Source organism: Kitasatospora aureofaciens (assembly GCF_019192735.1).
Classification (GTDB): Bacteria; Actinomycetota; Actinomycetes; order Streptomycetales; family Streptomycetaceae; genus Kitasatospora; species Kitasatospora aureofaciens_A.
The window spans coordinates 55,230-81,550 of the sequence record NZ_JAHTKP010000028.1 but is presented as its reverse complement, the minus strand read 5'-3'; the positions used below and the strand labels follow the sequence as shown (position 1 = coordinate 81,550).

The following is a 26,321-nucleotide window of genomic DNA, read 5'->3' as shown; positions in this document are numbered from 1 at the left end:
TCGTCACTCGCGCTCATCCCCTCGTGTCAGCGGGCCCTCGGGCCCTTCCGCTGTTCCCCGCTGGGGGCCGTGGTCCCCGGCGACGAGCTCTTCCCCCGGACCGGTTTCGCCGCCGCACCGCCCGGTGCCGACTTCGGCTGTGCCGCCTTGGTCGGCGTGCTCGTCACCGAGCCCCGCGTGCGCGACCAACCGTCCAGACGCCATGTAAGCACCTCGGCGACCGAATCCGCAGACCTTAGCTCGCGTCGAGCCGCCGCGGCCTCCAGCACCTGCACCGGATCGTCGCCCGCGTCCTCGATGGCCACCAGGCGATCGCGCAGCGTCGGCCACGCCGGATCTGCCAGCACACCCGCGGCGTACGTGGGGATCGCCTGCTGAACAACGGAGGCCATCAACCGTGCACCCTCGCGGCGCGCGTTCGCCGGCGCCGTCGAGCGCGGACCGGCTCCGCGGGCCTGCCCGGCACGGCGCGCACGGGGCCGGTACTCGCGCGCGGCCACCGCCCCGGCGCTCACCTCCACCGCCTCCCGCAGCAGCCGCCCGGCGCGACCGGCCGCCTGTGCTTGCTGCCGGTACTCCTGCGCCTCATGCCAGCGCTGGGCTGCGGCGACCGCGGCGACCAGCGCCACCAGAAACCCGAGCACGGCCGCCACATCGTTGCGTCCCGTCGCGTAGGTGGCGTCCGACAATGCCCGCGCCGAGGTGCGCGACAGCTCCCGCGCTTCACCGTCGAGGTCGCGCTGCCCCGGCGCCCGCCCGGCACGTTCGAACTCCAGCGCCGCGCGCCGCAGCTGACCACGCACCAACGTCGGGGAGACCATCGCAGCGACGACCACCAGGTCGCCGAGCGCGGCGACATCGCCAGCGCCCTGGAGCAGGCCGCCGGTGCCCAGATGCTCGGCCGCCAGGCGCACGCGGACCTCGACCGTCTGCCAGATTTCGGCGACCGGCACCGTGAGCGCGGGAGTCGGTTTCTGCCAGCGCTCGCGTACGCGCGGCAGCGACAGGTCGTAGGCGAGTTTGCTGCCGGGAAACCACACCGCACGCTGCCCGGCATCGCGATCGCCGGGCAACGCTACCGAGTAGCCGGTCAGCCGCCCGTCCGGCGCAATCCTCTGCTTGACGCGCACACCGGCGGCTTCGAGTTTGGCGAAGAAGTCGGCGTCGCTGACCGCGCCCGCGGCTGCCGTACGCACGATCCACTGGAGCTCGTCGCGCGCGGTCTGCGACCGTCCCTGCTGGGCGGCCTTCTCCTGCTCGCCCTTCGTCGGCCACCGCTTCGCGGTCTTGTCACCGGAGACCAGCGGACGCAAGCCCCAACGCTGCTCGAACCCGCGCGCCGCCCTCTGCATCTTGACGATGTCCTGGCGCAGGTTCGGCTGCCGCCCGTCCTGTCGGGCCAGCGTCGCGACGATATGGATGTGGTCGTCGGCGTGACGCACAGCCACCCATCGGCAACCCTGGTCGTCGCCGTGCGGGGCGATGCCAGCCTGATGCATCATCTCCCGCGCGACCTCCGCCCACTCCTCGTCCGTCAGGACTCTGTCCTCGGGCGCATTGCGCACCGGGACGTGATACACGTGCTCAAGCGGTTTCTTGCCCAGCAGTGCGTGCACCGGAGCATCGAGCAGCATCGCGAGATCGCCGATGGTCATCTTCCCGGGAAAGCGGACCGGATCCCTCTCCACCATCCGCGGATCCCATGCGGCGACCATGTGCGGGTCGGCATGCTCGTCCCGCCGGCCCGGTCCGTAAAGGTAGAAGAGCAGTCCCGCGGTGTCGTTTCCACCGTCGGCCTTCTTCGGGTTCACGCCCGTGCTTGCCTCTCTCGCATCACCTGGAGCGTGGCATCGTCCACGCGTTGAAGCGCCTGCTCCACGCGGACGGCCACCGCCTCCAGCTGCGCCGGTGTCACCGCTCCCTTGGCGTTCAGCTGGTAGGCAATCTGATTCCAGTTGTTGCCAATCCTCGCGAGCTCACCACGGGCCTGGATGAGCTCCGCGAGGACGTCCTTCGCGTCGACCGAGACCGGCACCACAGTCTCCTTCGCCACTGCGAGGGCACTCCGCGCGGCCCACGCCGCCGGCGCCATCCCCTCGCGCTCGGCGGCTGCTCGAACGACCGCCATCTCGTTGTCGCTGTACCAGAACCTAACCCGGTTGGTCCGGGGCTCTTCATCTCGCACACGCCGCCGCACAGGACGGCGTGACGGGCTCTCGCCCGCCGTCAGATCGCTCAATCTGGCCTCCTTTCACCGGCCCGTGCTCGGGCCCCAGTCGACCGCAACGCTAGTGAAACGCCGGGCGACTTGTCACGGCTATTGGGCCCAATAGCCACTAACTCGCTACGGGTAGTTAGCGTCACATCGCCTGTGCCCCGACCTCGTCAGGCTACGGCCAAGACCGCCGCCACCCTGGGGAATTCCACGGAAACGGCCTGCCCCGGACCGGGCAGCCGCCCTACGATGCGGGCATGACCGTAGACGAGAACTTCATGCAGCGGATGCGCAAGATCCAGGCGGCTCGCGAGGAGGCGATCACCCCGCTCGCCGAGACGATGGCCACCCGCGAGGATCTACTCCGTCAGCTCGCCGCAACGGACGAGACCTACGCCGAGCGGTACCGGGCCGCGGTGTCAGCCGGCTGGACCGAGCCGGAGCTCACCAGCCTCGGCGCCGCTCAGCCCAGCAAGCCCGCCAAGCGCCAGTCGGGCCGCGCGCGCAAGCGCACCGCCCCGATCCCTGCCCCGGCCTCCGGGGCCGCGAGCAAGACCGAGCCAGCCCAGGGGTGAACGGCGAACGCCCCCGAACGCAACGAAGCCCCGGACTCTCGTCCGGGGCTTCGTCGTAGGGTGCGTCAGAACAGCTCCAGCTGGGCCGTCGGCTTCGGCCGCGGGGCGGGGACCGCTCGCTGTGCCCCGGCCAGCCACTGCCGCAGGTCGAGTCCGCACGGCCACGGGTGGGTGCACGGCTCGGTGGGGTGGCACAGGCCCGGCAGGCGCTCGGGCGCGTGGACGTTCGGGTAGAGCTCGGAGAGGTAGCGGTGCAGCGAGGGCCGCCACTCCAGGTTGAACAGGGTGCCCAGGACGCGGATGGCGGAGACCGGCGAGACGATGTCCGCCCGCTGCTGCGCGATGCTGGTGCGCGAGCCGATCTCGGGGTGGTCGGCGGGCAGCCCGGCCAGCAGCGCAATCTGCGCGTAGGTGAAACGGTCACCGTGCTCGCCGACCTCCCAGCTGCGGATCCGGGAGGTCAGTGAGGGGATCTGGCGACCCATCACGAACTTGTTCCCACCGCTGGTACGGCGGTTGCCGCGGGTGGTCACCTCAAGCTCCGGCGGGCAGCCGATCGCCTCGTTGGCGAGGGTGACCAGCGGGCTGTCCAGCTCGACCGTCGCGCTGATCGGGTGAAGGCTGATCATGTGGAACCAGCGGCGGCGGTGCGAGGGGTTGCCCGCCTCCGCGGAGTCGAGCTGGACCCACCGGTTGTAGGCGAACCCGGCAACCTCGAAGCTCGCCCACAGGTCGCCGCGGATCACCTCCGGCAGCGCGCTCGACTGCTCCACCGCGATGGTCTCCAGCGGCGCTCCCGCCCCGAGCAGACCCAGCCCGAAGATCAGCACCTCCAGCATGAGCCCGGCGGTCGGCGCGGTCATCGGCGCCAGCGCGGCGCGGATCTCAGCCCAGCTGTAGTCGGCGGCCCGCTTGTAGGTCATGGGCCCGCCCGGCATGCCGGTGAAGAGGTCGAATCCCGCGGCCTCCTGAGCGTCACAGAAGGCGTCCCGCAGGATCGCGATGTTGTACGGCTGGATGCCCAGCTGCTTGCCGACCCGCGTGTAGTCGGTGCACGGCGGCGACATGATGAGGACGCTCACCCAGCGCAGCACCCACGCGTCGGGGTCCAGGTCGGCCACGTCGGCGCGGACCGCGAAGCACCCGGCGGCGTTCGAGGTGGCCACCGCGTCGGCGTTGAGGTCGATGCACACCATGTCGAGCTCTTGGCGCAGGCCCTTGCGCAGGCCGGTGCACCAGCCGCCGCAGCCGCTGAACAGGTTGAGGGCCCGCTTGGGTTCCCCCGCCTTGGGCGGGTAGAGCCAGCGCACCGGGAACGGCCCGGCGAGCGCCTGGCGCTCCTCGTCGGTGAGGCTGTCGATGTAGGCCACCATCTCCTCGTCGGAGGCAGGCTCGATCTCGTCCTGCTCGGCGAAGGGGTCGTCCACCTCATCGACCGAGAGGGACAGGACCATGTCGTCGGCGTGGTACTCCTGGAAGTTCTGGGTGCCGTTCTCGCGGGCGATCCACACGCCCGGCTGCTCGGCGCGCTCGATGAGCTCCCAGTCCCAGCTGTCGTCGCCGTTGACCTCGACCAGGTCGCCGGGGCGGAAGTCTCCCCAGGCGGTCACCGGGGCCTCGGTGGTGATGGTCATTGGGTTCTCCGTGTTGTGGTTCTCGGTGTTGAGCCGGCTGGCTCGGGCGCCGATCGGGGATTCCCGCCCCCTCCTGGCGTATCTAATTCAATCACGGTCAAGGATGTGGGTCAATACCATTTCCGCAGGTCACACAGTGTTTTTGGCCGCCCGACGAACGCTCAGCAATCCGCCGAGCGGCACACCCTGCCTTCCAGTCAGCGCATTTGCTTGCGCGCCTCGGTGAGACGGCGCTTCCAGGTGTGCACCGACTCGCCAGTCTCGGCCGCCAGCTCCGCGGCGACCTGGCCGACACTGCGCCCGTCGGCAGCCTCCAGTGCCTCGACCGCGCGCTGCACGTGCGGGTTCGGCCCGGCCGCGGCGCGGCGGCCCGCGACACCAGCTCGACTGCGGCCGTCCGCGTAGTCCCACAGCTGCTGGCGCGTACGCCACTCGCGGAACTGGCCGGGGGCGATCTCCTCCTCGCGGACCGGCTCCGGCCACCCCTTCGGGGGGTTGCGCCGGTACTGCCGGATCGCGTCCGGCTCCAGGCCGAGCACCCGGGCCTGCTCCGGACCCGGCAGCTCCTCGGCGGGGTCGCCGCTGCGGTCCACCTTGCGCTCCTGCTCGTTGCGGGTGCGCCGGCGGGCGGCCTCCCAGTCCAGCCACACCTCCACGTCCCAGTGCATGATCCGGTCGATGGTGAGCGCCGGCGGGTGGCCGTTGGCGTCGCGGTCGCGCCAGAGGTTCGCGAGGGTCGCCCGGCTGTAGCCGCTGCGCTCGATCAGCTCGCCCCGGTCCACGTAGGTGCGTCCGTTGATGGTCTTCATGGGGGTGATTCTCCGCTTCCGCCAGCTGATGGCTACCATGATCGTGCGTCCGGTTTCGGGTTCGTTGAGGACCCTCGGTGGCCGGGCGCACCGGCCGGCGGGATTCCCAGGTTTTACACCCGCCGGCCGTCTGCGTCTTCCGGGCCCCTGCTTCTGTTATCCCAAATAGGGATGCGAGAGGGCCGCCCCGCCGCGGCCGTGCGGCTGGCGGGGTGCGCACCCCGCCAGCCGCTTCATCGCATCGCGCTACCGGGTCAGATCCCGGCCTCCTCGATGAGCTGGGCCACCGTCACCGTCTTCTTGAACGGCTTGCCCATCTGCTCCTCCGCGTCCGCGTACTCACGGGCGATTCCCGGGTTGAGCTGGACGGAGCGCACCAGGTCTTCCCGCGCGGCCAGCGGGCACATCGCGGGGTGCTACTCATCAACTGACTCCTTTGTGGGCTGGGGCACCGGGCCCGGACGCTCGTCCGGGCCCGGTGGTGGGCTACTTCCGGTAGGCCGCGAGCTGCTCGCGGATCGTCTCCTCGCCGACGCAGTCACCGGGGTGACGGCCGGTGATGCTCGGCGGGTTGCCGTTCCGGCCGCGCAGGTGGCTGATCGAGTGCCAGCCCTCCCAGCCGCACAGCTCGCACGCCACGCGCACCGGGTTGTCCGCTCCGGGGAAGCCGCTCGTTCGCCGCATCCCGATCTGTGCCAGCTTGGCGTCCGCCGCCCGCGCGCTCTCCTCGTTGCGCTCCTTGCCGCGCGGGTTCTCCGCGAGTCGGGGGTGCAGCAGCGGCACCTCGCCCTCCGGGTAGACCGTCTCGGCCTCTACGGCGCCCTGCGGGAGAGCGACGGTGCGTCCCGCGGCGTACTCCGTGGCGACGTAGTCGGCAGCCACGGTGATCCCCTTAACGCCCTTAGCGGGGCGGCCCAGCTTGTGCTCGCCGTTGCTGGTGAGGGCGAACCAGTCGCGGCTCCAGCGGAAGACCCAGCCGATGACCAGGTCGCCGATCAGTACGGGGTAGCGGCACTCGCCGGTCGGCTTGCCGATGCGGTACGCCAGGGTGGTGGTGCTGGTGTTCATGCTGCACTCCTTGTTGAGGTGGTTCGGTGGGTTGGTGCCGCGGGCGGGCGGGGATTCCCGGCCCTGCCCGCCCGCGGGGTGATGTCGGTCAGTCCTGGGCTTCGGTGTTGACCTGGAACAGGAAGAGCTGCCAGTCCGGGCCGCCCTTGGCCTTCACGAGACCGGCGTAGAGCTGGAACTGCTCATCCACGGTGAGGGGGCGGAGCTCGGCCTCGGCGAGGAAGTCGTTGATGCCCTCCAGCGGCTCGTCGGCGTACTGGAAGGGGTCGATCAGGCCGTGGATGCCGGAGGGCTTGCCGTCCTCCCAGAGCTGGACGGAGAAGGTGCGCAGGACCGGGTCGTAGACCGGCTTGAGCACGGCGGTGGTGCCTTCCAGCGTGAGGCGGTCCAGGGTGGTGAAGTCCATGGTGATGGCCCTTCGGTGAGGTCTTCGGTGTGTGCGCAGGGAACGGCCCGGCCCGGTGTCGAGGGAGGATTCCCGTCCCCGCTCTCGACGTATCTAATTCAATCACGGTTCTGTCTGTCGATCAACCCCGCCACGTGCACAAATACCTTCAGTTTGAGATCACGTCAGCCAGCTGCGCGCGGCGTGGCGGGCATCACGAAGCCCCGCCGGCGGCGTGACGGGCCTGCGGATCGTCCTCGGCGAGAAGGTCCGTAGGCCCTGCGGCGGACGGCGCAGCGGCCGCCTCCTGCAGGGCGAGCGTGCCGCTGAGCAGCAGTCCGCCGGCGGCTGTCGGCTATGGGGAGAATCAGGCAGGCCCGCTCCCGCGCTGGGCGCGGAGCGGGCCTGCGGCCTGCGAGAGATCGGCGGCGCCGGGGCGCCTCGCGACTTCTGGATTCCTTGAGTTAGACCTCGTGGGCCGAGGCGAACTCAGCGAAGGCCGCCCAGCTCTCCACGGGGAACGTGAGTGTCGGGCCACTGGGGTCCTTGGAGTCCCGGATCTCCACGAAGCGCCCGAGGGTTTCGCCCGGTGGGGTGCGCCACTGAACGCACTGGCCGCTGTTGCCGGAGTGGGTGCTGCTGGTCCAGTCGGCCGGGGCAGATCGGGGCACGGTTGTTTTACCTCTCTTGGTGCGGTGGGGCCTACGCCGCGTGGGCGGCGCGTTCCAGGAACGCTTGGGTCTGCTTCTCGTCCAGGGCGAGCTCGTGGATCTGGCCGAAGGCCGCGTTGTAGATCCGCAGGGAGTCCTCGTCCTCCAGGTAGAAACTGTTGAGGAGGGCTTCGAGACTGACGAGCTGGCCGCCGTCCGGGAACGTAAACAGCGTGAAGGCACCGTCGAGGCCGAGGTGCGGGCCACAGCTGAGCGGCAGGATCCGCAGGTTGATGTCGTCACGTTCGCTCTGCTCGCGCAGGTGAACGATCTGCCGTTTCATCGCCTCCGCGTCACCGATGTGGTTGAGCACGGCGGCCTCACCGAGGACGACCTCGTACGGGCGGCGCAGCTTCATCTGACGTCCCATGCGGACCGCGACGCGGGACTCGATCTGCTCGCGGGTCGGGTGGACGATTCCTTGCCCGGCTGCGAGCAGGAGCCGCGTGTACTCCTCGGTCTGCAGGCGGCCGGGTACCAGGTTCTCCCATTCGCGGGTCAGGGCTGCTTCGCCTTCGAGGCCGAGGAAGTCTTGGAACCCGAGGGTCAGGAAGCTGTTGTAGCTGTGCCACCAGCCGCGGGCACCGATGTTGCGGGTCATGTCCTCCAGGGTCTGACGCAAGTCCTGGTCGGTTACGGCGTACTCGTCGAGAAGGACGCGCAGCAGCGGCACGTCCACCTTGGTACGACCCAGCTCGGCCCGGCTGATGCGGTCGATGTTCACGCCGATGGCGGCGGCGACGTCGAACTGGGTGCGGCCCTGGGCCTCGCGCAGGCGGCGTAGGGCCATTCCAAGGCGTCGACGCCGGAAGGTGGGCGGACTGGTGGGTGCCATGCGCTTCCCTCCCCGAGGTTGATGGTGGGTCACAGTCTGCCTCCTGTACCGGGCTTCGCCAATCGAAGATCTGCGAATTCGCAGATTCTCACCTTGACGCTCTGCGAACTAGAGAGGACAGTGAAGCCACGCTCGCGGAAAGTCGCAAGTTGATCACTATCCGCGATCAAAGAGTCAGCGTGCCCGTGTGCAGACCAACCCTCCGGCACACCCGCTACCAGGGCCTCCCGGCAGATGACGCATGCCTCGGGCGCAGACCGGCAAGCACGAACGGAGCGTCTGCCGTGGAGACCATCACCCGAAGAGCGCTGGCACCGTCAGCGGCGGATCCGCCGATGCCGCCCCCCGACACCGCAGAGCCGCCGCCTTCCCACCGCCGCCTGACCGGGGCGCTCGCCGTGCGCCGATCCTCTGATGACCAGCTGCGCCGCCGGGTGCTGGCCGACATCGCCTCCGGGTTCCTCGCGCAACCGGCCTGCCTGGACTGGGGCGACCTCCTCGCCCGGTACTTCCCGGCCGACGCGCCCCGGGGCGCGTGGCACAGGCAGCCAGATGACACCGAGGTCTTCCTGGAGGGCGTCGAACGCGCCCTGCGACTGGCGACGAGCCTGCGGCGGCTGGAGGCCGGCCGGTGGCTCAGGCAGTACCGGGGGCTGTCGTGACGACGGAACTCGCGCCCGGCGCCCACGCCGCTCCGCCGCGGTCCGCGACAGCAACACTTCCGTACTGCCCGGAATCGGCGCGCGCGGCCCGCCGGCTGATTCGGGACAAGCTGCCGGAGTGGGGCCTGGACGACTTGACCGACGTCGCCGAGCTCATCGTCTCCGAGTTGGCCACCAATGCCGTCAAGACCGGTTGCCTGACAGTGATGCAGGTCGGCATCCGGCGGCCCACCGAGGGAGTCGTGCGGATCTTCGTACGGGACGGATCCCGGGAGCTGCCGGTGCTGCTGGATGCTGGCGAGGACGAGGAGGGACACCGCGGGCTCGCCCTGGTCCACGAGCTAACCGGCGGCCAGTGGGGCGTCACTCCCGATCCCTGGGGCAAGACCGTGCACGCCGATCTCCGCACCCCCCGGTCTGCGCGATGACCTCCTTCCCTGCTCTCGCCGGGACCGTCACCCACGTGTCGGGGCCCGCCAGGCGCCTACCGAGCGAGTGCGCAGGCCGCGAGCGCGGTGCAGGCCTGCACCGCCACCAGGCGGTTGAGCGGGACCGGCATCATCCGCAGCTCCCGTTCGGCCCGCCTGGTGCGCTCGGACAAGGCCCGATCGAGGCGGGCGCGGGCGCCCGGATCGGCCTGCGAGGTGTCGGCGGCGGCCCGGAGCGCCAGCCCGGCGGAACGCAGGCTCAACTGGACGCGGGTGTAGTGCGCCTCGGCGAGTTCGGCACCGGCCACGATGCCGCCGGCGGCGGCCTGGTGCTGCCAGGAGCGAGTGACGGTGTCGGCGACCGCGAGGGTGTCGGCCGCGGCCCGGCCGGACGCGTCGTCCAGGTCGCCCGCCTCGGCCATCAGCTGCCGGATCTCGGTGGCCTCGGCGCCCAGGGCGTCGGCCAGGGCGCCCAGGGCATCGGCCGGGGCGTCGTCGAAGGCTGCGCCGGTGTGCCAGCGGGGGACCTCCGGCAGGACCGTCAACGTGCTGTACCGACTGGCGTAGTGGACCAGGTGGGCGCCGTGGGCGGGCGCGTCAGCCTCGTGGTCGCGGATCACCACCTCATCGACGGGCGGCATTGCGTACACCCCGGGCCCAAGGACCGGCCAGCCCGCGACGTCGGAGGGCGCCGCGCCGCCGGCCAGGCCGTGCCGAGCGGCGACGGCGCCCAGTTGGGCCGCCAATCCGGGCACCTCGTGGCTGACGATGTGGAACGCGGCGCCGAAGTCGGCGTTGTGCAGCGAGATGGCGGCGATCGGCTCCAGCTCGTCGACGAGCGCGGCCAGCGCCGCGTTCTCCGGCAGCCCGAAACTATGAACGCCGTCCCCGAATGGAATCGGAAACGTCCATTCCGCCTGCTCGGCCAAAGCCGGACGATAAAAGTACCGGTGCTGCCGGTGGAGATCGAGCGGCACACTCGTCCACCCGGAATTCATGGCCGCACCGTCCGGGTCGACACACGGCAAGAAATGCCACGCGACGTCTCGTCGGAGCTCCGGCCGCGCGGCCACCAGGTTGGCCAAGAAGCTGACCGTCGCGTACCCGACCGGTTCGTTCGGATGCGGGCCGCCGACCACCAACGCGGCCCGCCGCCCCATACCGACCGACAGCACGTGCAGCGCCCTGCCCTGGCGTGACGTGCCGATCTGCCGCATCCGGCACAGCCCCGGCTCCCGATCGGCCAGCGCCCGCAGCCGCCGGACCAGGTTCCCGACCGAGGGCACCAGCTCCCCCGCCGGTACCAGGCGCGCGTAGCCCGCCAGGCGCTCATCCATGCCAGAGAGGACGTCAGCCACCGGAAATCTCCCTTCCCGAACCGGGCCAGAATTCGTCTGTCCCGGAATTCGATGCTGCCCGAAAATAGGACGCGAAGGGGTTTGAGGAAATTCCCGAAAACCCCTTCCCTGGGCATTGCGAGAATGCTTCCATGGATCCCGGCGATTCCGCCACCATCCGATGAGAAATGAGGAGGATCCCCATGGACGCCACCCAGAACCCCGCCTCCGCGGCCGTCGACCCGGAGGACACCGAGGACGACGCGCTGCTGCGCCGCGCCAGCGACGACGAGCTGGTGCGCCTGACCAACGTCTCCGGCTGACGCGGCACCACCCCGACGGGCCCGGCCTCGCGCCGGGCCCGTCCCGTCCCAGCACCCTTCGACACCCTTCGACCCTTGGGGAGGACCAGGTGAGATTCCTCCACCTGCGCGCCGAGCACCAGCCCTTCCGCAGGCCGGACGGCAGCATCCAGATCGGCGCCATCCCGGGCATCGCGAGCATCCTGCCCGACCCCGGGGGCTGGCGCGGGCACCTGCTGGATCTCCTGGACGGCACCCGCACCCTGCCCGACGTCCTCGCGGCCATGGCGACCGACCACCCAGACGTCGGCCCCGCCGAGATCGGCCGCCTGATCGGCGAACTGACCTGGGCCGGCCACCTGCGGGAGACCCGCCGCCAGGGCCCGCCCGTCGGCACGGACCCCGACACCGCCCAGCGACACCAACGCGGCGCCGAGTACTGGGACATGGTCGACCGGTTCGGCCGCTCCGGCTGGGACATCCACCTGCGCCTGGCGCGGGCCTCGGTGACCATCGTCGGGGTCGGCGGCGCCGGGGCGAGCGCGGCCACCGTCCTCGCCGCCGAGGGAGTCGGACGCCTGACCCTGATCGACCCCGACCACGTCGAGCTCTCCAACCTCCACCGCCAGCACCTCTACACCCACGCCGACATCCGCCGGCCCAAAGTAGAGGCCGCCGCCGACCGCCTGCGCGAGCGCACCCCCGACCTCGACGTCGCCGTTCGGATCGAACGTGTCACCCTCCAGCCCCAACTCGCCGCCCTGATGGCCGACTGCGACCTGCTGCTGCTCGCCGCCGACGAGCCCGAGGGCCTGCGGCTGCGCGCCAATCGGGCGAGCCTGCAGACGCTCTGCCCGTGGGTCGACGCCGGCTATCACGGGCCCGTCATCACCACCGCGCTCTACGACCCCGACTCCGACGCCCCGTGCTGGGAGTGCCTGCGCCACGGCGAGGCCGCCACCCGCGGGCTGCCCGGCCTGCACGGTGACGACCTGCACCGCGCCCTGCCGCGCCCGGCCGGACACCCCACCACCGCGGTGACCGCCACCCTGGCCGGCACCTACGCCGCCCACGCCGCCCTCACCCACCTCACCGACACACCGCGCTGGGACACCGCCACCGTCTACCGGCACAGCCTGATCGCCGCCGCCGACCGGCCCCTGCCGCCCGTCACCCACCCCCGCAACCCCGACTGCCCGTCCTGCGCCACCCAGCCCGTGAGGACCCCATGACCACCGACCACCGCTGGACCATCACCGTCCGCGACGCCCTCGACGGGGCCCTCCACCACACCTTCCGGCACCTGCCCGCCGGCCTGCCCGACCCCGGCGACCTCTTCGGATGGGACGACCTCGCCCGAATCCTGACCGACCACCAGCTCGAAGCCCCCCGACTCCAGCTCGCCCGCCACGGCGCCCTCGTCCCCCCGGCCACCTACACCCGCCCCGTCACCCTGCGCCCCGGCGTCGTCCACCACCAGCTCCGGCCCCACCTGCTCAACAGCGAACTCGACAACGGCGCCACCCTCGCCCTCGACGCCGTCGACCACTGCCACCACAGGCTGCGCCGCGTCGCCCACCACCTCGAAGCGGCCTTCGCCACCGGTGTCCTGGTCACCGCCTACGCCTCCCGCACGCCCGCCCCTGGGTTCAACCGGCACACCGACCAGACCGACGTCCTGGTCCTCCAGCTCGACGGCTCGAAACACTGGGAGATCCACCCACCCACCGGCGGTGCCGAACCCACCACCAATGCCACCGAGATCGTCCTCACCCCCGGCGACGTCCTCTACCTGCCCCGCGGCTGGTGGCACGCCGTCACCGCCCACGCCGGCCCCAGCCTCCACCTGACCTGTGCCCTCACCCCCCACACCGTCCTCGACCTCCTCCAGTGGCTCGCCACCCAACCCGTCGGCGCCCCGCTGCGCGCCGACCTGCCCGCCCCGAGGCAGGCGCTTCCCGACCTGGTCCCCCTGCTCAAGGACCCCGAAGTGGTGGCCCGCTACCGCGCCGCCCAGGACAAGGCCCTGCACGCGCGGCCCGCCATCGACCTCCCGACCCCCGACGAACGGTACGACAAGTTCACACAGGTCGCCCTCGTGCCGTCCCGGTCCCGCCTCGTCCGCCACGACGACGGAGAGACCGCCCTCCACGCCGACGGCGACACCTGGCCAACCGTCCCACCCAAACGGCTGCCCGTCCTCACCGCACTGCTCGGCCAGCGCGACACCACCATCGGCGACCTCGCTGCGGCCACAGGCCTGTCCGTCGCCCAGGTCGCCGCCGATGTCCGCCACCTGGTCCGCCACGGCCTCGCCGCCACCCGCTGATCCCAGCTCACCGTGAGACCCCCGGGCCAGCCCGGGGGTCTCATGTGTTCCGGGCCTACTCGCCCGTACAGCGAACAAGGCGCTGACCTGCGCAGGGGTTGACCTGCCATAGGTAAGGGCTGCGCCGCCGCTCTGGTCCCCTACTCGATCGGCGCGAAGTCGCCGCCGCACACCTGGCACATGATGCCGCCGAGCTCCCACATCCCCGGGGTGACCCACATCGTCCGAGGTGGGGTGCAGCGGCACCCGACCTTGAGTCGCTTCCCCGCGCGGGCCGGCGTGACCACGCGCTCGACCTGCTCATCGCCGAACAAGCCCTCTGGGGACTCCCCCCCGTCACCCCAACCGTCCAAGCCGGAGATCTCCGGGGTGGCGGCGAAGTCGAGCAGCGCGAGCGCGAACGCGTACCGCGCGGTGGTGGACTCCGGGAGCGAGATGGCCGCGTAGCCGGTGCCTGTGGCAGGCCGACGCGGCACCTCGAACCCGAGCTCGTGAGCGGCCTCGGCGAACCTGGCGGAGTGGTACCGGCCACCGGTCGAGCTGGTGTCCCTGGTTCCGCGGGCGTGGTTGAGCGCGTGGGCGGCCTCGTGCAACACGGCGACCAGCAGCGCGGCGCCGTCAGCGAATGCCTGCGCCGAGACGAAAAGCTCGCCTGCAGTGCCGTACCGGCGCGGGGTGTGCTGCGCAAGCTTGGCGGAGCGGGCAGGGCCGGTGGTGACCACCACGGTGGGTACGTCGGGGTGGTGGCGCCGGATCTCGGCCCACAGTGCTTCGATCGCCGCGACCGCGCGAGAGCCGCCGTTCGCCAATGGGGTGTGCACGCGAGCCGCCTTCAACTCGTTGACCATCTCACCCTCACATGCGCTAGTTTGGGGCGTTTAGTGGTGGTTGGGCTGTTTTTAGTCACGTGTCATGTCTACGAAACGCGAGTAGTGCCCCTGGAAAGCGACCGTGATGGTGGCGGTCGGGCCGCCCCGGTGCTTGGCGACGATCAAGTCAGCCTCGCCCGCACGGGGGCTCTCCTTGTCGTAGGAGTCTTCTCGGTGCAGCAGGATCACGATGTCCGCGTCCTGCTCCAACGAGCCGCTTTCGCGCAGGTCCGACAGCATCGGCTTGTGGTCCTGGCGCTGCTCGGGGCCGCGGTTGAGCTGGGACAGGGCGATCACCGGGACTTCGAGCTCCTTCGCCAGGAGCTTGAGGTTGCGCGACATGTCGCTGACCTCCTGCTGGCGGTTCTCCGATCGCCGGCCACCGGACTGCATGAGCTGGATGTAGTCCACAACGAGCAGCCCAAGACCGTGCTTCTGCTTGATCCGCCGGGCCCGGCTGCGGATCTCCAGCGCCGTGAGGTTCGGCGAGTCGTCAATGATGATCGGCGCTTCGGTGATCTGCGGGGCTTTCGCCGCGATGCGTTCCCAGTCAGCCTCGGTCACGGTGCCGTGCTGGATGTGGTGGTGGCCGACCCGACACTCGGCGCTGAACAGCCGGTCGGTGATCTCGCCGCGACCCATCTCCAGCGAGAACAGCGCGCTGGTGTAGTCGTGGTGGATCGACGCCGAGCGGAGGCAATCCAGTGCGAGGGTGCTTTTCCCGATCGCCGGTCGCGCCGCGATGATGATGAACTGACCCGCTTTGAGACCACCGGTCAGCGCGTCAAGGTCGGCCAGGCCGGTGGGCACGCCGGTCAGCTTGGCGCCTCCCTTCATTCGGTCTTCGAGCCGATCGAAGAAGGACTCGACATCACTGGAGACGTACGCGTAGCCGGTCTTCTCCTCGCGGTCGATGGCATCGAGCAGCTCCTTCTCAGCCGCAGTGGCGATCTCCTCGACCTCGCCTTCGGCCGCATAGCCCATGCCGGCGATCCGTGTGCCGGCCTCGGTGAGGCGGCGCAGGACAGCCTTCTCCTTGACGATCCCGGCGTAGTACTCGGCGTTGGCTGCGGTCGGCACCAAGTTGACGAGGGTGTGCACGTACGTTGGCCCGCCTGCCTTGGCCAGCTCTCCACGCTTGGTGAGCTCGTCGGCCACGGTGATGGGGTCGACCGGCTCGCCCTGGACGTACAGCGCCATGATGGCGACGAAGATCATTTCGTGCGCCGGACGGTAGAAGTCGCGCGGCTTGAGCACCTCAGCCACGTCACCGATGGCGTCCTTGCTGAGCATCATGCCGCCCAGGACGGACTGCTCCGCGGCCAGATCCTGCGGAGGAATGCGCTCGAACCCGCCGGCCTGACGTTGCTGCGGGAGCTGCTCCTCGAACGGGTCGCCGTCCGCGAAGGTAGACGTGACATCCTGGTCCATGTGCACTCTCTTTCGGTTTGAGTCACAGCGGCGGCCGGGCCTGGCAGGGTTGACGGCCGCCGCTCTCGTTTCCGGACTAGATCAGCCAGTGCGGCGAAGTCGCGCCCGCATCGCCTCGAAGTCCACCGCCACCGGAGCCGGCTCCGACTTGTCGCGCTCGGCCGCCAGGCAGGGCGCGCAGTCGTCCTTGATCGCCCACGAGTGCCGGGGGCACATTCCCTCAGGTGCAGGACGCTGGCTGGGGAGCCTGGGTTCGACAGGGGCACCAAGCCGCTGCGCACCGGTTGCACCGTCAAGACCGCACCAGGCTGCCTGAGTCGAACCCATCCACCGGGCGAGCTCGATCAACCAGGGCAGAGGCTTGCCCTGGGCCAGCAGGCCGGCTGCCGAGGACTCGAACTCCTCGACTGCCCCCCGCTTACGGTGAGGACCGAAGCCTGCCTGGACACGCGCCGCCACCCACGCTGAGCGGATCTGTCCAACCGGATCCGGCTCGGCCTCGGGGCTGGGCTCACCCGCAGCAGGCGCCGGGGTGTGGTCGTTCGGCGTAGCGATCTTCTCTTCTGTCGTCAGGGTGTCGCCCTGGACTGGCGGGGCCGTCTGGTCGGACGGTGCGGGAGAAGAAGAAGGGACTGAGTTAAAGGACAGAGTTGGGGTGCTTGAAGCACCCGGGTCCGGTGCTTCAAGCACCCGGGTGCTTGAAGCACCCGGGTCGTACCCGGACATACCGTCACCATTGGAAGGAGGGGGTGCTTGAAGCACCCGGGTGCTTGAAGCACCCCCCTTCCGTCCGGCGACACCTCGCTTCGTCCCCTTGTCGGCCCGGGGCTTTCGCTCGGGCGCGTCAAGCAGATCCGGCCGATCCTGGGGAGTCAAAGGGCCCAGGCCCCGCTCGGCGCGCTCGGCGTTCACCTTGGCGAGTTGGCCGGCGCCGTAGTACGAGTAGGGGATCAGCAGGTCGTAGACCTTCGGCCGCTTGTACTCGGGGATGTGAGCTGCGGCGCGCTGGTCGCCCTCGCAGATCACCCCCCGCTCTTCGAGCGTGTTGAGCCTCCGCGTGACCACGGACTTGTCGCACAGTGCCGAACCGGCGAGGGTGTTCCTCGACTTGTACGCGCTGGTGCCGTCGGAGTTGGCGTTCTGGGCCATGCTCACGAGGATCAATCGCTCGTAGGGATCAGCAACCGGAGAGTGTTCGAGCGCCCACTCGATAGCGAGGAAACTCACCGGGCGCCCCCGGTGACGAGAACGAGATCCGCAGTGTCCAGAGCGTGAAAATCGCCCCTGTGGGGCGTGGGAACTTGCGCGAAGGCAGGCAACGCGGGCATCCTTTCCCGCGTACGCAGACGGCCGCACCCCCAGTTGGGGGCGCGTCGCCCCGGTACATCCGAGCGAGAGCAGGCCAACGGCCGAAACTCATCTGCCCGGGTGCCAACCGGGGGTGTTACCGTCAAGCGTGCGCTTGTTGAAGGACCATTGGCCCGGCGAACTCGATCCCCATCGAGCCGGGCCTTTGGTGTATCTACAGGTCATCGGGGTTTGAGCGGGTTCGCGCTCAGCGGGACGAAGGTTACCGCCAGTCCAGGGCTGGATAGCAAGTCAACTCGCCGAAGCGGATCGCGGTAATTGCCGAGAGCACCCCGTGCAATCGAGATGTGCTCCGGCCTCGCGGTGTAGGCCGGAGCACATCGCTATCAGGCCAGCGGGACACCGTACTTGAGCACCCATCCGGGGCCGAGGGTGTGCACGGTCACCTCGACCACGCGGTCACCGCTGCTGGCGACGTGGGTGATCTCGATGAGGCTGGTGCCGGCCGGAACACCGAGGAGCTCGGCTTCCTCAGCGCCGACCTCGACCTGGCGCAGCTCCTCGTACGCGTCATCCTGCTCGAACCCCGCCTCGCGCATGCGGCTGATGATGCCGCCCACGCCGGTGTCCACCTGCTCGATACCGGCCGCCTCGGCGACGTCCACCGGCACGTAGGTAACGGCGAGCTGCACCCGGCGCTCCCCCGCGTACATCTTCCGGTCGCGCACCGCGGCCTCGGTTGCGGAGTCGATGCCGAGCAGCCCGGCGACGCGGGCCGGGGCGGCGGCGCGCTTCACGGCGACCTCGGTGCGCGGGACGCTGCCGATGCGGCGGACCTCGGCGTCGAACGCCCCCTTCGCGCCGTCCTCCCCCCGGCGGCGGTAGCGGTCGCGCGCGTCGCGGATGATCGTGCCCTCGGTGGTGATGCTGGTGGCCATGCTGGTGATGCCCTTCTGCTGGTCTGTCTGTTGTCGTGTGCGTGCTAGTCGATGGCCCAGGAGTACCGGAGCGTCCAGAGGTGACACGGCATGATGTGCACGGCCGCCTCGACGGGCCGGCCCTCGGCCGTCCGCCCGATGTGGACGAGCTCGTAGACCCACTGATGGTCGATGATCCGAAGCGCCTTGCACTCCTCGGCCGACGGCGGCCGGACGTTGACCGTCTCCTCGATCGAGGCTTGCGAATAGCCAAGTTCAGCCATTCGGCTGATAGATCCGCCGGGCCCGGGGTCGAGATCTTCGACCCGGGTGCCGCCCACCACTGCGAGCGCGAAGTAGCTGTCGGCGAGCTGGACGGGTATCGGTCGAGCGTCCGGGGCGTCCTCCGGCACTGCGTACATGACGCGAGCACGGACAAGTGCTGATACCTCATCGGTCGTAATGTCGAGCGCCTCGGCCACCTCGGCCGGCGGTGCGACCCGCCGGACCGTGGTCTCAGCCTTCGGTACGAGACCCATTGTCCTGAGTTCAGTCTCGAACGCGCCGCGGCTCTGGCGCTCGGCATGGCTTTGCTCCCGCCTGGCGCGCTGGTAACGCGAGGTGCCGTCCCTGGTGATCTTCTGGGTGAAGATCGAGACGTTGTAGCCGCTCCCCTTGTGGCTGGTGAGGAGACCTTCGCTCACCAGGAGTCGAAGGGCGGGCTCGACCGTCTTGCGCGGGGTGTCGAAATGCTCAACTAGCTTGGCGATGCTAGGGAGCCGCGCACCAGGGGTGTAGCCCTCAGCGCCGCTTCGGATGGCATCCCGAATGCGAGTGGCTACCCGCCGATACGCGGCCTGATCCACGGCTACGGGTTCGTTCATGGTGGTAACCGTAGGGCTTCCCGGACACGTCTGCAAGCTTCCCGGGAAGGTTATTGACGACGCGTCACGGGCTGTGCCAGAGTCATCCATGTCGCCAGTCGGACCGGGACGCGACCCCGGAAGGGCAGGCTGATAGATGCACTACCGCCATGCCTGTGACCGGGTGATTTGCTCGGGAAAGGCACAGCGGGCCTCGGGAACGCGACTCCCCTGGCCCGCTGCTAGGCGGCTCCAATCAACCTCATCGAAGCTGAGGGAGTGTGAACCGCCGTGCGCACTACTGTGCCGCAATCCGCTATGCGGAGTCACATCGGGTCGGGAATTCCGGCCACCGGTGAGTCCGTCGAGAGCGACCTCTTCGAGGTCAGCATCGACCTGGGGCTCGACCTCTTCGTCTTCGCGGACGACCTGATCGGCGAGACCGCCGACGAGAAGGCCGCCCGGCTGGACGCCGCCGCGGACATCGTCGCCGACGACCCGTCGCTGTACCTCGCCACCGTCGCCCTGGTCGCCCGCTCGCTGACCTCCGCGGGCCCGAGCACCGGCGCCGCGATCTACCTCCTGCCCTCGGCCGTCCGCCCCAAGTCCGGGAGGGCCGCCGCGTGAAGGCCTTCCTCGCGGCCCTGGCGGGCCTGCTGCGCGACCCGCGCACCTTCTTCCTGGTGATCTCCCTCAGCGTTCTGGCGCGGCGCTACGGCGCCACCCCGCTGATGGTTCTCGGCGGCCTGGCCCTGTTCGGGGTCTCCGTCTCCGCCTGGCAGGCCGTCGGCCTGGTGGGGGGCTTCGTGGCCCTGCTCGGCCTGATCCACCTGGCGAACCTGGCGCCGTCGGCGCACTCGGTGCCGGCCCCCCGGCCGGGGGTGGCCCGGTGAAGCACCTCGGTCTGATCCTCTCGCTGGTCGGCTTCCTGATGACCACGACCGCCACCGTCCTGCACTTCGCCGGCCACCCGGCCGCCAGCTCGTTCATCTCGCTCGGCACCTCGCTGGCGGTTTTCGGCATGGTGCTCAACACGGCGGCGAACCGCCGGAAGGGGGGCGACCAGTGACCGCCGGGACCCACCCGCTGGCTGAGGTCCAGCAGGGCGAGATCAGGAAGCTGATCGCCGCCTTCAACGCCCACCGGAAGAAGCTCGCCGAGCAGGCCCGCGCCGCCCGCGCCGCCAGCAACGCGCTGCTCGCCCAGTACGCCGACTACGGCCTCAACGACATGGCCCAGTGGACGGAGGCCTCGAAGTGACGCTCATCATCAACAACCTCCTCGACCAGATCCTCGGCCCCGAGACCACCACCGACCCCGTGCCGCCGGCGCTGCTGGCCGCGCTGGTCTACGGCGTGACCATGCAGGACCACAGCACCAACGGCGGCTACGGCCACGAGCCCCAGCCGCAGCCCCACCAGGGCGAGCCCGGCAACGACGGCAAGAGGGTCTGACGATGCGGATCATCCGGATCAAGAACGTGCTCGCCCTCGCGGTCGGCGGCTGGTGGGCCTGGCACGACCACACCAAGCACCCCGGGACCAGCGCGTCGCACCTCGCCATCTCGGCGGCCGTCGTGATCGTCATCGCGGGCTGGGTCCTCGGCGTCATCGGCGAGTGGCTGACCGGGAAGGAGAGCTGACGATGCGCAAGAGCACCGTCCAGGCGATCAGCACCGCGATGGAGTACCTGGTGGCGCCGGGCAAGTCGCTCGTGGCCGCCGCCGGGCTCGGCGCGGGCCTGCTGGTCACTCCCGACGCCATCCACGCCGTCACCGAGTACCGCCCGGAGCTGGTGATCGTGCTCGGCGCGCTCGCCGGGCTCGACGCGATCGGCTACTTCACCCGGCCCCGGCCCGAGCACCGGGACTGCGACCCCTGCGACCTCTGCCAGGCCCAGCTCAATGACGTGTACGCCATGGACTCGGAATTTCCGAGTCCGGGGGCGCCCACCTGCTTCGGCCCGGCCGACGTCTACGACAAGATCTACCTGAACAACCCGCCGGTTGAGGCGGCCACCAGCACGAAGGAGAACGAGCTGTGACGATCGCTCTGGAGAGGGTCAACGGCCACGAGCGCGACGAGGTGGACCTGCCGGTCTACATCACCGCGCACGGTCAGGCCGAGGCCCAGAGGATCGCCGCGCAGGCCGAGGCCGACCGCCAGCGCCTGCTGGCCGAGGCGGAGGCGGAGGGCATCCGGATCAAGGCCGCCCAGGAGTCCGAGCGGCAGCGGATCCTCAACGAGCGCGCCGCGATGAAGCTGGAGCAGGACAAGGCCGCCCACGAGGCCCGCATGGCCGAGCTCAAGGCTCAGCGGGCGAAGGCCGACCGGGAGACGGCCGAGGAGGCCGCCGCCGCCCAGACCGTCAAGGAGAGGGCGGCCAAGGAGGAGGCGGAGAAGGAGCTCGCCGAGCAGCGCTGGAAGCTGGGCGCACTTGGGATCTACATCGCCGGCGCCCTCGTCAGCCTCCCGCTCCAGCTGCTCGCCTTCTGGGACCCCACGAAGTGGTTCCTGCTCGCGGCGCCGGTCTTCCTGGAGGGCCTGGCCCTGGTGCTCTCCTGGGGCGCCCAGTACGCGGTCACCCACGGCAAGGCGGTGTGGCCCTACCGGGTGGGCGTGATGGTCGCCGCCGGCATCGCGGCCGGGGTGAACATCTGGCACGGGATCAGCGACCCGGCGATCGGCCTGAACGCGGGCCTGATCGGTGCGATCACCTCGCTCGGCGGCCCGATCGTGTGGACCAGCTACGAGCACGGCCGCGCCAAGAAGCTGGACGGAGTGCCCACCCGGCGCGAGCGCAAGGCCGCCGAGCGGGCCGCCGCGGAGGAGGCGAAGCGCAAGCGTGAGGAGGCCGAGCAGCGGGCGGCCGAGGACCAGGCGAAGGCCGAGGCGAAGGAGGCCGACGAGCTCGCCAAGACGCAGGCGAAGCAGGCGGCGGACAAGGCCGCCGCGGCCGAGCAGGAGAGGCGCGATGCCGAGCGCTCCAAGGAGCACCCGGAGGTGTGGGCGGTCGCGGTGTCGCTGCGGATCGCGGCCGGCCTGGAGCACGTCTCCGAGAAGGTCTGGCAGGACGCGTGGGAGGTCATCCACGGCACGCGGACGGTCGGCCTGACGGCCGAGATCCGAGCTCGCCTGGTCGCCTCCAAGATGGCCATGCAGGCCGCTTCGCAGACCCCCGAAGGCGGCACGTTTCCGCAGGTCGAATCCCAAATGCCCTGCTTCTCGGACGACACCGAGAATGACCCCGACGGCGGGGCGGTGAAGGGCGAGGACCGGCGCAAGAACAACAGCGGGATCCCGCCGGTCCGGCGCCCGGGCGACACTGCGAAGTACGCCCCCGGTGTCGGGAAGCTGAACGCCAAGCACCACAAGGGCGCGACCGGCCGCAGCGGCCGGCGGGCCACCCGCAGCGGGCGCTGAGCCGGTCCGCGAGAAGGGGTGGGACGAGTGCTGATCGCCCCACCCCGGCAACCCCAACGAGTCCATCCGGAGGGAGTCACGATGAACCACCTCCCCGACCTCTACGAGACCGTCCTCGAACGCTCCGCGGGCCGCTGCCAGTGCACCGGCCAGTGTGGCTTCAAGCACCGCACCGAAGGCGGCGAGTGCCGCCACGGCCGGCACGACGGAAGCCGCCTGACGGTGGTCCCCGTCGCCGACCCGGCCGCCCCGCCGCGAGCCGCGTGCCTCGTGCCGGCCGAGCAGATGACCGCGCTGTGCCGCGAGTGTCTGGGCCCGATCCGCGCCAAGGCGTCGAAGGCCCGCCAGCAGCACCTCGCCGAGCGGGCCGCCGACACGGAGCCCACGCTCTTCTGATCCACCGCCAGGCCGGGGTCGAGCAAGCCACCCGACGAAGGGCGCCAGGCCCACGGGAAGTTGCACTCGGCCCCCGGCCCCGCCTCCCGCGACGGGGGGACACCACCACCGGCACCACCCAGCAGCCTGTCATAGGGAGGGGACAGCCATGTTCAAAATCGTCCGCACCGACGTCCTGAACGACCTCCGCCAGGAGCTCGCCGACTGGCAGAACGACCAGAGCTTCAGCCTCGGCAGGATCGCCCAGCAGGACTCCCTGATCGGGGAGCTGCGCCAGGCCGAGCACGCCGCGCTCCTGGAGAACGCGAACCTGATCGAGGCGCACACCAGCGAGGTCGAGGCGCACAAGCGCACCACGCTCCTCCTGGCTCAGGCCGAGACCCGCGTCGAGGAGCTGCGCCGGGAGAACGAACAGCTGCAAGTGGGCCTCCAGGAGACCCGCGACGAGCTCCCCGCCCAGGTCGCCGACCACCTGATCCTCAAGATCCGCGAGGTCGCCGCCGCCGCTGACGTGGACGGTCGCGTGCTGGACCTACTCCTGTGGCTGCGGCCCACGCCGGCCAGCGAGCCCAGCGCCGCCCCGGAGCCCACCGAGGCCCGGCCGCCGGCGGAGCCGGTGGACGACGACGACGTCTTCCTCTGATCGGCCGCAGCATCCCGAACCGCCCGAAGAACAGAACCGGCCCCCGGCTCAACTTTCCACGGTCCCGCCGGGGGCCTCACCTCGAAAGGCAGGACCCATTATGTCCGAGTCCACCCCCAACCTCGGCCCGGCCGGCGCCGGAGACGAGCCCGAAGACGACATCACGCGCCTGTTCGAGAAGGGCTTCGCCGACCTGGAGAAGGCGATGGCCGACGCGGCCAGCGTCACCACCACCGGCCGCTCCGGCGCCACCATCGGCACCTTCCGCGAGCCCGCACCGGCCCAGGACGTCCCCGAGCCGGTTGCCGTCCAGGCCCCGCCCGCCGCGGCCGGCGGCCTCAAGGCCCACGCCCTGCGGGCGCTGCCGGACTGGATGGTCTCCCCCGAGGTCCGCGCGAGCCTGGCGCGCTACCACCGCGACCAGCTCGTCTACCGCGTCATCTTCCACGGGGTGCGCAGCCCCAAGTACCTCGCGAAGGTCATGGGTCTGGCTGCCCGCGGGGCCTGGGTCGTCGTCAGGGACAGCGTCCACCTGCTGTGGGCGATGGAGTACAACCGCGAGCTGCGGCAGGCGAAGAAGGACGGCGACGACGCCCGCATCGGCGAACTGCGGGACGAGAAGGCCCAGGTCGCGGCCAAGGCCTGGAAGAGCAGGCGCACCCTGGCCGCCGCCATCGGCGGCAGCCTCTACCTGGGCGCGGTGCTGATCACCGCGGCCCTGGGCCAGTGGATCGTCGCCGACCCGCTGCTGGCCGCCCTGCTCACCACCCTGGCCGTGGTCGGCCACCGGGACAAGACCAGCACCCCCGGCGGCGCGGACTACCAGATCCTCGCCGACCTGCCGGCCGAGGGCGGCCCGATCGGCGACACCCGGATCATCGGCGCGCTCAAGACCGCGGGCCTGCTGCGCGACGGTGTCGAGGCCGTGCCGGTCGGCCACGCCGAGTACCACGCGGACGGCTCGGCGGTGCACACCTACAACCTCAGCGGCGGCCTGACGGTCGATGAGGTCGCGGCCCGCACGAAGAAGATCGCCGGTCTCCTGCGCCTGCCGGACGACCAGATCGAGATCACCCGCGGCCAGCACGAGTCGCAGGTCGTCGTGTGGACGTCCAAGCGCAACCCGTTCGCCGCGGCCCGGACCAGCCCGCTGTTCGGCAAGAACGGCAAGATCGAGAAGACCGACATCTGGAACGTCGGCGCGCCGGTCGGGTTCGACCGCCGGGGTGCGACGCGCTACCTGTGGCTGCGCCACGTCATGGCGCTGCTGGGCGGCATGAGCCAGACCGGCAAGGGCATGTTGCTGCGCAACATCATCCCGGCCCTGGCGCTCGACCCGCGGGTGAACATCCGCCTGGCCTCCGCCGCGAAGGCCGCCGAGCTGATGGTGTTCGCCCCAGTGTGCGCGACGTTCTTCGGCGGCCGGGGATCGGTGCCGCGCTTCCGCGAGCTGCTGCGGGCCTTCCTCGCCGAGGCGATTCGCCGTGACGACTTCATGGTCGAGAACGGCATCACCCGCTTCACCGAGGAATCCCTCAAGCTGTTCCCGCTGGAGATCCTTATCGCCGACGAGGCCCAGCTCTTCACCCTCGACGCCGAGACGCGCGAGCTGCTGGAGGAGATCAGCGGATTCGCCGCCAGCCTCAACATGGGCGTCCTGCTGGTCACCCAGGACCCGGACACCAGCGCCATTCCGCCGAAGTTCAACAAGAACACCAAGTCCCGGCTGGCGACGCGCACCGCCAACGACAAGCAGACCAACGCGATTCTGGGCGCCCGGGCCACCGGTATGGGCCTGGTCGCGCATGAACTCTCCGTCGATATCCCCGGCATGACGATCGCGGACTGCGCGGGCGCCATCGGGGTGCTGCTGCGGTCCTTCTTCCAGGAGGACCGCAAGTTCGACGCGGTCGCCCCGCTGATTGCCGCGGCGGTCGAATTCCGTGCGGAGGCCGGGCGGCTGCCGGGGCAGTTCGAGGACCCGATCGAGGCCCACCTGATCAAGGCCTTCGGCACCACCTCGGCGGCAGGCGGTCCGCGGGGCATGGGTCGGCCGGGCCCGGTGGCCCAGGCCGAGGCCCCGTTCCTGGTGCTGCTGCGTCAGGTCTTCGAGCGGGCCGGCGTCCAGGAGCTGCGCAGCTCGGACATCGCCATCCTTCTGTCGGTGCTCGACCCGGCCGGGGACTGGGGCCAGCGGACCGAGGAGAACTCCCGGGCCTGGAGCACCCGCGCGGGTGGCCGGCTGCGCGAGGCGATCGAGCAGGCCACCGGCCGCAAGATCGACACGGTGCCGGTGGTCGGCCCGGACGGCAAGAAGGGCAACGGCTACCGCCTCGCCGATCTCGACGCCGCAAACGACGCATAAGGGGCAAATGAGGTTCGCCAGGAGGTTCGCCGCTCCGGAGAACCCCAGGTCAGAAGGTTCACCGCGGGTTCCTTGATCGCCGGTCAGGTTCGACGGCGCGGGAACCTCCGACCCTCCTGGCGAACCTCGTCCAACCTCCCTGGGCAGGACAAATACCCACAAACCTCCCTCGCTGGGAACCTCCGGCGAACCCCGAAGGGCAGATGACGATCATGGACCAGCTCAGCATGTACGCCACCCCGACCCCTGCGACTTCGGCCGCCCCGACCGCCCCGGCGCCGGTCTCCTTCGAGCGGTACCTCATCACCGACGTGACCGGCCGCCAGGTCGAGGTGCACGGCCCCGGCAACACCTGGAACATCGCCCCCGTCGCGCACCAGCCCGTCGCCCCCGCCGCGGCCGGCCCGCAGCAGGCGCAGGCCATCGTCGTCCAGGCCGGCGAGCCGCTGTTCCCGCGATGGGCCGTCAAGCTCGCCCTCGGCATCGCGCTCGGCGGCCTGGCCATCGGCGGGGCCGCCATCGGGCTGGAGCTGCTGGCCGTCGCCCTGGACCACATCGCCCACGCCATCGCCGAACTGGTCAAGGCGCTCGTGATGGTGGTCGCGCTGGTGGTCGGACTCGCCGTCGCGATTGCGGTTCTCGGCACCTTCAACCGCAGCACCCGCGGCGGCGAGGCCGCCGGAAACGTCTACATCGACAACTCCGTGACGACCAACGTCACCAACGTCACCAACCACGTGAAGAAGCTCAAGGTCAGGGCCAAGTTCCTTATCAAGTGACCTATGCAGATACCGAATTGACGACACGAACCCGGAAAC

31 protein-coding genes and 1 pseudogene are annotated in these 26,321 nt (G+C 70.3%); 17 read left to right on the top strand and 15 right to left on the bottom strand.

Annotated features, from left to right (window positions below; genetic code table 11):
- Positions 1-26: 26 nt before the first annotated feature.
- Together KV557_RS24875 and KV557_RS24870 are read right to left on the bottom strand one after the other, a co-directional pair.
- The gene (locus KV557_RS24875) at positions 27-1,811 is read right to left on the bottom strand and encodes a relaxase/mobilization nuclease domain-containing protein (protein WP_218203696.1); all 1,785 of its coding nucleotides are present in this window, start codon (positions 1,809-1,811) and stop codon (positions 27-29) included.
- Positions 1,808-2,239, bottom strand: a complete 432-nt coding sequence (locus KV557_RS24870; RefSeq protein ID WP_218203695.1) for a plasmid mobilization protein — start codon at positions 2,237-2,239, stop codon at positions 1,808-1,810. The genes KV557_RS24875 and KV557_RS24870 overlap by 4 nt, the downstream gene beginning before the upstream one ends.
- 233 nt (positions 2,240-2,472) lie before the next feature.
- Here KV557_RS24870 and KV557_RS24865 point away from each other — a divergent pair, with 233 nt between their 5' ends.
- A complete protein-coding gene (locus tag KV557_RS24865) occupies positions 2,473-2,790 on the top strand; it encodes a hypothetical protein (RefSeq protein WP_218203694.1) in 318 nt (105 codons plus the stop codon).
- 65 nt (positions 2,791-2,855) lie between these two features.
- On the opposite strand, the gene KV557_RS24860 is transcribed toward KV557_RS24865, so the two are convergent.
- The 7 genes from KV557_RS24860 to KV557_RS24830 form a co-directional block, all read right to left on the bottom strand.
- Complete coding sequence (locus KV557_RS24860) at positions 2,856-4,424, bottom strand: hypothetical protein (protein ID WP_218203693.1); 1,569 nt, start codon at positions 4,422-4,424, stop codon at positions 2,856-2,858.
- 197 nt (positions 4,425-4,621) lie between these two features.
- Positions 4,622-5,233 carry a hypothetical protein gene (locus KV557_RS24855; RefSeq protein WP_218203692.1) on the bottom strand — a complete coding sequence of 204 codons (612 nt, stop codon included), beginning with the start codon at positions 5,231-5,233 and terminating at the stop codon, positions 4,622-4,624.
- A gap of 254 nt (positions 5,234-5,487) precedes the next feature.
- Entirely contained in the window at positions 5,488-5,640 is a 153-nt protein-coding gene (locus KV557_RS24850; protein ID WP_218203691.1) for a hypothetical protein, read from the bottom strand.
- Positions 5,641-5,719: 79 nt separating this feature from the next.
- On the bottom strand, positions 5,720-6,301 hold the full coding sequence (locus KV557_RS24845) for a hypothetical protein (RefSeq protein WP_218203690.1): 582 nt from the start codon (positions 6,299-6,301) through the stop codon (positions 5,720-5,722).
- Positions 6,302-6,389: 88 nt separating this feature from the next.
- Complete coding sequence (locus tag KV557_RS24840; protein ID WP_218203689.1) at positions 6,390-6,707, bottom strand: hypothetical protein; 318 nt, start codon at positions 6,705-6,707, stop codon at positions 6,390-6,392.
- Between the two features lie 443 nt (positions 6,708-7,150).
- Positions 7,151-7,357: a DUF397 domain-containing protein gene (locus KV557_RS24835; protein WP_218203688.1), complete on the bottom strand. Its 207-nt coding sequence runs from the start codon at positions 7,355-7,357 to the stop codon at positions 7,151-7,153.
- A 31-nt stretch (positions 7,358-7,388) separates the two neighbouring features.
- Positions 7,389-8,231, bottom strand: coding sequence for a helix-turn-helix domain-containing protein (locus KV557_RS24830; RefSeq protein ID WP_218203687.1), 843 nt, complete (start codon positions 8,229-8,231; stop codon positions 7,389-7,391).
- Positions 8,232-8,566: 335 nt separating this feature from the next.
- Here KV557_RS24830 and KV557_RS24825 point away from each other — a divergent pair, with 335 nt between their 5' ends.
- Complete coding sequence (locus KV557_RS24825; protein ID WP_218203686.1) at positions 8,567-8,893, top strand: hypothetical protein; 327 nt, start codon at positions 8,567-8,569, stop codon at positions 8,891-8,893.
- Positions 8,890-9,321, top strand: a complete 432-nt coding sequence (locus KV557_RS24820; protein ID WP_308130057.1) for an ATP-binding protein — start codon at positions 8,890-8,892, stop codon at positions 9,319-9,321. The genes KV557_RS24825 and KV557_RS24820 overlap by 4 nt, the downstream gene beginning before the upstream one ends.
- 56 nt (positions 9,322-9,377) lie before the next feature.
- On the opposite strand, the gene KV557_RS24815 is transcribed toward KV557_RS24820, so the two are convergent.
- Positions 9,378-10,658: a M14 family zinc carboxypeptidase gene (locus KV557_RS24815; protein WP_218203685.1), complete on the bottom strand. Its 1,281-nt coding sequence runs from the start codon at positions 10,656-10,658 to the stop codon at positions 9,378-9,380.
- Between the two features lie 412 nt (positions 10,659-11,070).
- On the opposite strand from KV557_RS24815, the gene KV557_RS24810 reads away from it, so the two are divergent.
- Both KV557_RS24810 and KV557_RS24805 read left to right on the top strand, forming a co-directional pair.
- A complete protein-coding gene (locus tag KV557_RS24810) occupies positions 11,071-12,192 on the top strand; it encodes a HesA/MoeB/ThiF family protein (protein WP_218203684.1) in 1,122 nt (373 codons plus the stop codon).
- Positions 12,189-13,289 (top strand): JmjC domain-containing protein, encoded by a 1,101-nt coding sequence (locus KV557_RS24805; protein WP_218203683.1) that lies wholly within the window; start codon positions 12,189-12,191, stop codon positions 13,287-13,289. The genes KV557_RS24810 and KV557_RS24805 overlap by 4 nt, the downstream gene beginning before the upstream one ends.
- A gap of 140 nt (positions 13,290-13,429) precedes the next feature.
- Here KV557_RS24805 and KV557_RS24800 read toward each other — a convergent pair whose 3' ends face one another.
- The 5 genes and pseudogenes from KV557_RS24800 to KV557_RS24780 form a co-directional block, all read right to left on the bottom strand.
- Complete coding sequence (locus tag KV557_RS24800) at positions 13,430-14,110, bottom strand: hypothetical protein (RefSeq protein ID WP_218203682.1); 681 nt, start codon at positions 14,108-14,110, stop codon at positions 13,430-13,432.
- 78 nt (positions 14,111-14,188) lie between these two features.
- Positions 14,189-15,511 (bottom strand): annotated as a pseudogene (gene dnaB / locus KV557_RS24795) (replicative DNA helicase); the annotation flags it as partial.
- Positions 15,512-15,670: 159 nt separating this feature from the next.
- Complete coding sequence (locus tag KV557_RS24790; RefSeq protein ID WP_218203680.1) at positions 15,671-16,816, bottom strand: hypothetical protein; 1,146 nt, start codon at positions 16,814-16,816, stop codon at positions 15,671-15,673.
- 467 nt (positions 16,817-17,283) lie between these two features.
- On the bottom strand, positions 17,284-17,835 hold the full coding sequence (locus KV557_RS24785) for a UTRA domain-containing protein (RefSeq protein ID WP_218203679.1): 552 nt from the start codon (positions 17,833-17,835) through the stop codon (positions 17,284-17,286).
- 44 nt (positions 17,836-17,879) lie between these two features.
- Positions 17,880-18,698: a GntR family transcriptional regulator gene (locus KV557_RS24780; RefSeq protein ID WP_218203678.1), complete on the bottom strand. Its 819-nt coding sequence runs from the start codon at positions 18,696-18,698 to the stop codon at positions 17,880-17,882.
- A 297-nt stretch (positions 18,699-18,995) separates the two neighbouring features.
- Here KV557_RS24780 and KV557_RS24775 point away from each other — a divergent pair, with 297 nt between their 5' ends.
- The 12 genes from KV557_RS24775 (at position 18,996) to KV557_RS24720 (ending at position 26,282) form a co-directional block, all read left to right on the top strand.
- On the top strand, positions 18,996-19,304 hold the full coding sequence (locus KV557_RS24775) for a hypothetical protein (protein WP_218203677.1): 309 nt from the start codon (positions 18,996-18,998) through the stop codon (positions 19,302-19,304).
- Positions 19,301-19,570 carry a hypothetical protein gene (locus tag KV557_RS24770; protein ID WP_218203676.1) on the top strand — a complete coding sequence of 90 codons (270 nt, stop codon included), beginning with the start codon at positions 19,301-19,303 and terminating at the stop codon, positions 19,568-19,570. Before KV557_RS24775 ends, KV557_RS24770 begins: the two co-directional genes overlap by 4 nt.
- Entirely contained in the window at positions 19,567-19,746 is a 180-nt protein-coding gene (locus tag KV557_RS24765) for a hypothetical protein (RefSeq protein WP_218203675.1), read from the top strand. The genes KV557_RS24770 and KV557_RS24765 overlap by 4 nt, the downstream gene beginning before the upstream one ends.
- Entirely contained in the window at positions 19,743-19,937 is a 195-nt protein-coding gene (locus KV557_RS24760) for a hypothetical protein (RefSeq protein ID WP_218203674.1), read from the top strand. Before KV557_RS24765 ends, KV557_RS24760 begins: the two co-directional genes overlap by 4 nt.
- On the top strand, positions 19,934-20,131 hold the full coding sequence (locus KV557_RS24755) for a hypothetical protein (RefSeq protein ID WP_218203673.1): 198 nt from the start codon (positions 19,934-19,936) through the stop codon (positions 20,129-20,131). The genes KV557_RS24760 and KV557_RS24755 overlap by 4 nt, the downstream gene beginning before the upstream one ends.
- A gap of 2 nt (positions 20,132-20,133) precedes the next feature.
- The gene (locus KV557_RS24750; protein ID WP_218203672.1) at positions 20,134-20,319 is read left to right on the top strand and encodes a hypothetical protein; all 186 of its coding nucleotides are present in this window, start codon (positions 20,134-20,136) and stop codon (positions 20,317-20,319) included.
- Between the two features lie 2 nt (positions 20,320-20,321).
- Positions 20,322-20,720, top strand: a complete 399-nt coding sequence (locus KV557_RS24745; protein ID WP_218203671.1) for a hypothetical protein — start codon at positions 20,322-20,324, stop codon at positions 20,718-20,720.
- A complete protein-coding gene (locus KV557_RS24740; protein WP_218203670.1) occupies positions 20,717-22,099 on the top strand; it encodes a hypothetical protein in 1,383 nt (460 codons plus the stop codon). The genes KV557_RS24745 and KV557_RS24740 overlap by 4 nt, the downstream gene beginning before the upstream one ends.
- Before the next feature lie 81 nt (positions 22,100-22,180).
- The gene (locus KV557_RS24735) at positions 22,181-22,495 is read left to right on the top strand and encodes a hypothetical protein (protein WP_218203669.1); all 315 of its coding nucleotides are present in this window, start codon (positions 22,181-22,183) and stop codon (positions 22,493-22,495) included.
- 148 nt (positions 22,496-22,643) lie between these two features.
- Positions 22,644-23,138, top strand: a complete 495-nt coding sequence (locus KV557_RS24730) for a hypothetical protein (protein WP_218203668.1) — start codon at positions 22,644-22,646, stop codon at positions 23,136-23,138.
- 100 nt (positions 23,139-23,238) lie between these two features.
- Positions 23,239-25,503, top strand: coding sequence for a hypothetical protein (locus KV557_RS24725; RefSeq protein ID WP_218203667.1), 2,265 nt, complete (start codon positions 23,239-23,241; stop codon positions 25,501-25,503).
- Between the two features lie 203 nt (positions 25,504-25,706).
- Positions 25,707-26,282: a hypothetical protein gene (locus tag KV557_RS24720; protein ID WP_218203666.1), complete on the top strand. Its 576-nt coding sequence runs from the start codon at positions 25,707-25,709 to the stop codon at positions 26,280-26,282.
- Positions 26,283-26,321: the final 39 nt, after the last annotated feature.

Coding starts and splice junctions, on each gene's coding strand:
- KV557_RS24865 (WP_218203694.1), top strand. CDS start 2,473: ATGACCGTAGACGAGAACTTCATGCAGCGGATGCGCAAGATCCAGGCG.
- KV557_RS24860 (WP_218203693.1), bottom strand. CDS start 4,424: ATGACCATCACCACCGAGGCCCCGGTGACCGCCTGGGGAGACTTCCGC.
- KV557_RS24855 (WP_218203692.1), bottom strand. CDS start 5,233: ATGAAGACCATCAACGGACGCACCTACGTGGACCGGGGCGAGCTGATC.
- KV557_RS24850 (WP_218203691.1), bottom strand. CDS start 5,640: ATGTGCCCGCTGGCCGCGCGGGAAGACCTGGTGCGCTCCGTCCAGCTC.
- KV557_RS24845 (WP_218203690.1), bottom strand. CDS start 6,301: ATGAACACCAGCACCACCACCCTGGCGTACCGCATCGGCAAGCCGACC.
- KV557_RS24840 (WP_218203689.1), bottom strand. CDS start 6,707: ATGGACTTCACCACCCTGGACCGCCTCACGCTGGAAGGCACCACCGCC.
- KV557_RS24830 (WP_218203687.1), bottom strand. CDS start 8,231: ATGGCACCCACCAGTCCGCCCACCTTCCGGCGTCGACGCCTTGGAATG.
- KV557_RS24825 (WP_218203686.1), top strand. CDS start 8,567: ATGCCGCCCCCCGACACCGCAGAGCCGCCGCCTTCCCACCGCCGCCTG.
- KV557_RS24815 (WP_218203685.1), bottom strand. CDS start 10,658: ATGGATGAGCGCCTGGCGGGCTACGCGCGCCTGGTACCGGCGGGGGAG.
- KV557_RS24805 (WP_218203683.1), top strand. CDS start 12,189: ATGACCACCGACCACCGCTGGACCATCACCGTCCGCGACGCCCTCGAC.
- KV557_RS24785 (WP_218203679.1), bottom strand. CDS start 17,835: ATGGCCACCAGCATCACCACCGAGGGCACGATCATCCGCGACGCGCGC.
- KV557_RS24780 (WP_218203678.1), bottom strand. CDS start 18,698: ATGAACGAACCCGTAGCCGTGGATCAGGCCGCGTATCGGCGGGTAGCC.
- KV557_RS24775 (WP_218203677.1), top strand. CDS start 18,996: ATGCGGAGTCACATCGGGTCGGGAATTCCGGCCACCGGTGAGTCCGTC.
- KV557_RS24750 (WP_218203672.1), top strand. CDS start 20,134: ATGCGGATCATCCGGATCAAGAACGTGCTCGCCCTCGCGGTCGGCGGC.
- KV557_RS24745 (WP_218203671.1), top strand. CDS start 20,322: ATGCGCAAGAGCACCGTCCAGGCGATCAGCACCGCGATGGAGTACCTG.
- KV557_RS24735 (WP_218203669.1), top strand. CDS start 22,181: ATGAACCACCTCCCCGACCTCTACGAGACCGTCCTCGAACGCTCCGCG.
- KV557_RS24730 (WP_218203668.1), top strand. CDS start 22,644: ATGTTCAAAATCGTCCGCACCGACGTCCTGAACGACCTCCGCCAGGAG.
- KV557_RS24725 (WP_218203667.1), top strand. CDS start 23,239: ATGTCCGAGTCCACCCCCAACCTCGGCCCGGCCGGCGCCGGAGACGAG.
- KV557_RS24720 (WP_218203666.1), top strand. CDS start 25,707: ATGACGATCATGGACCAGCTCAGCATGTACGCCACCCCGACCCCTGCG.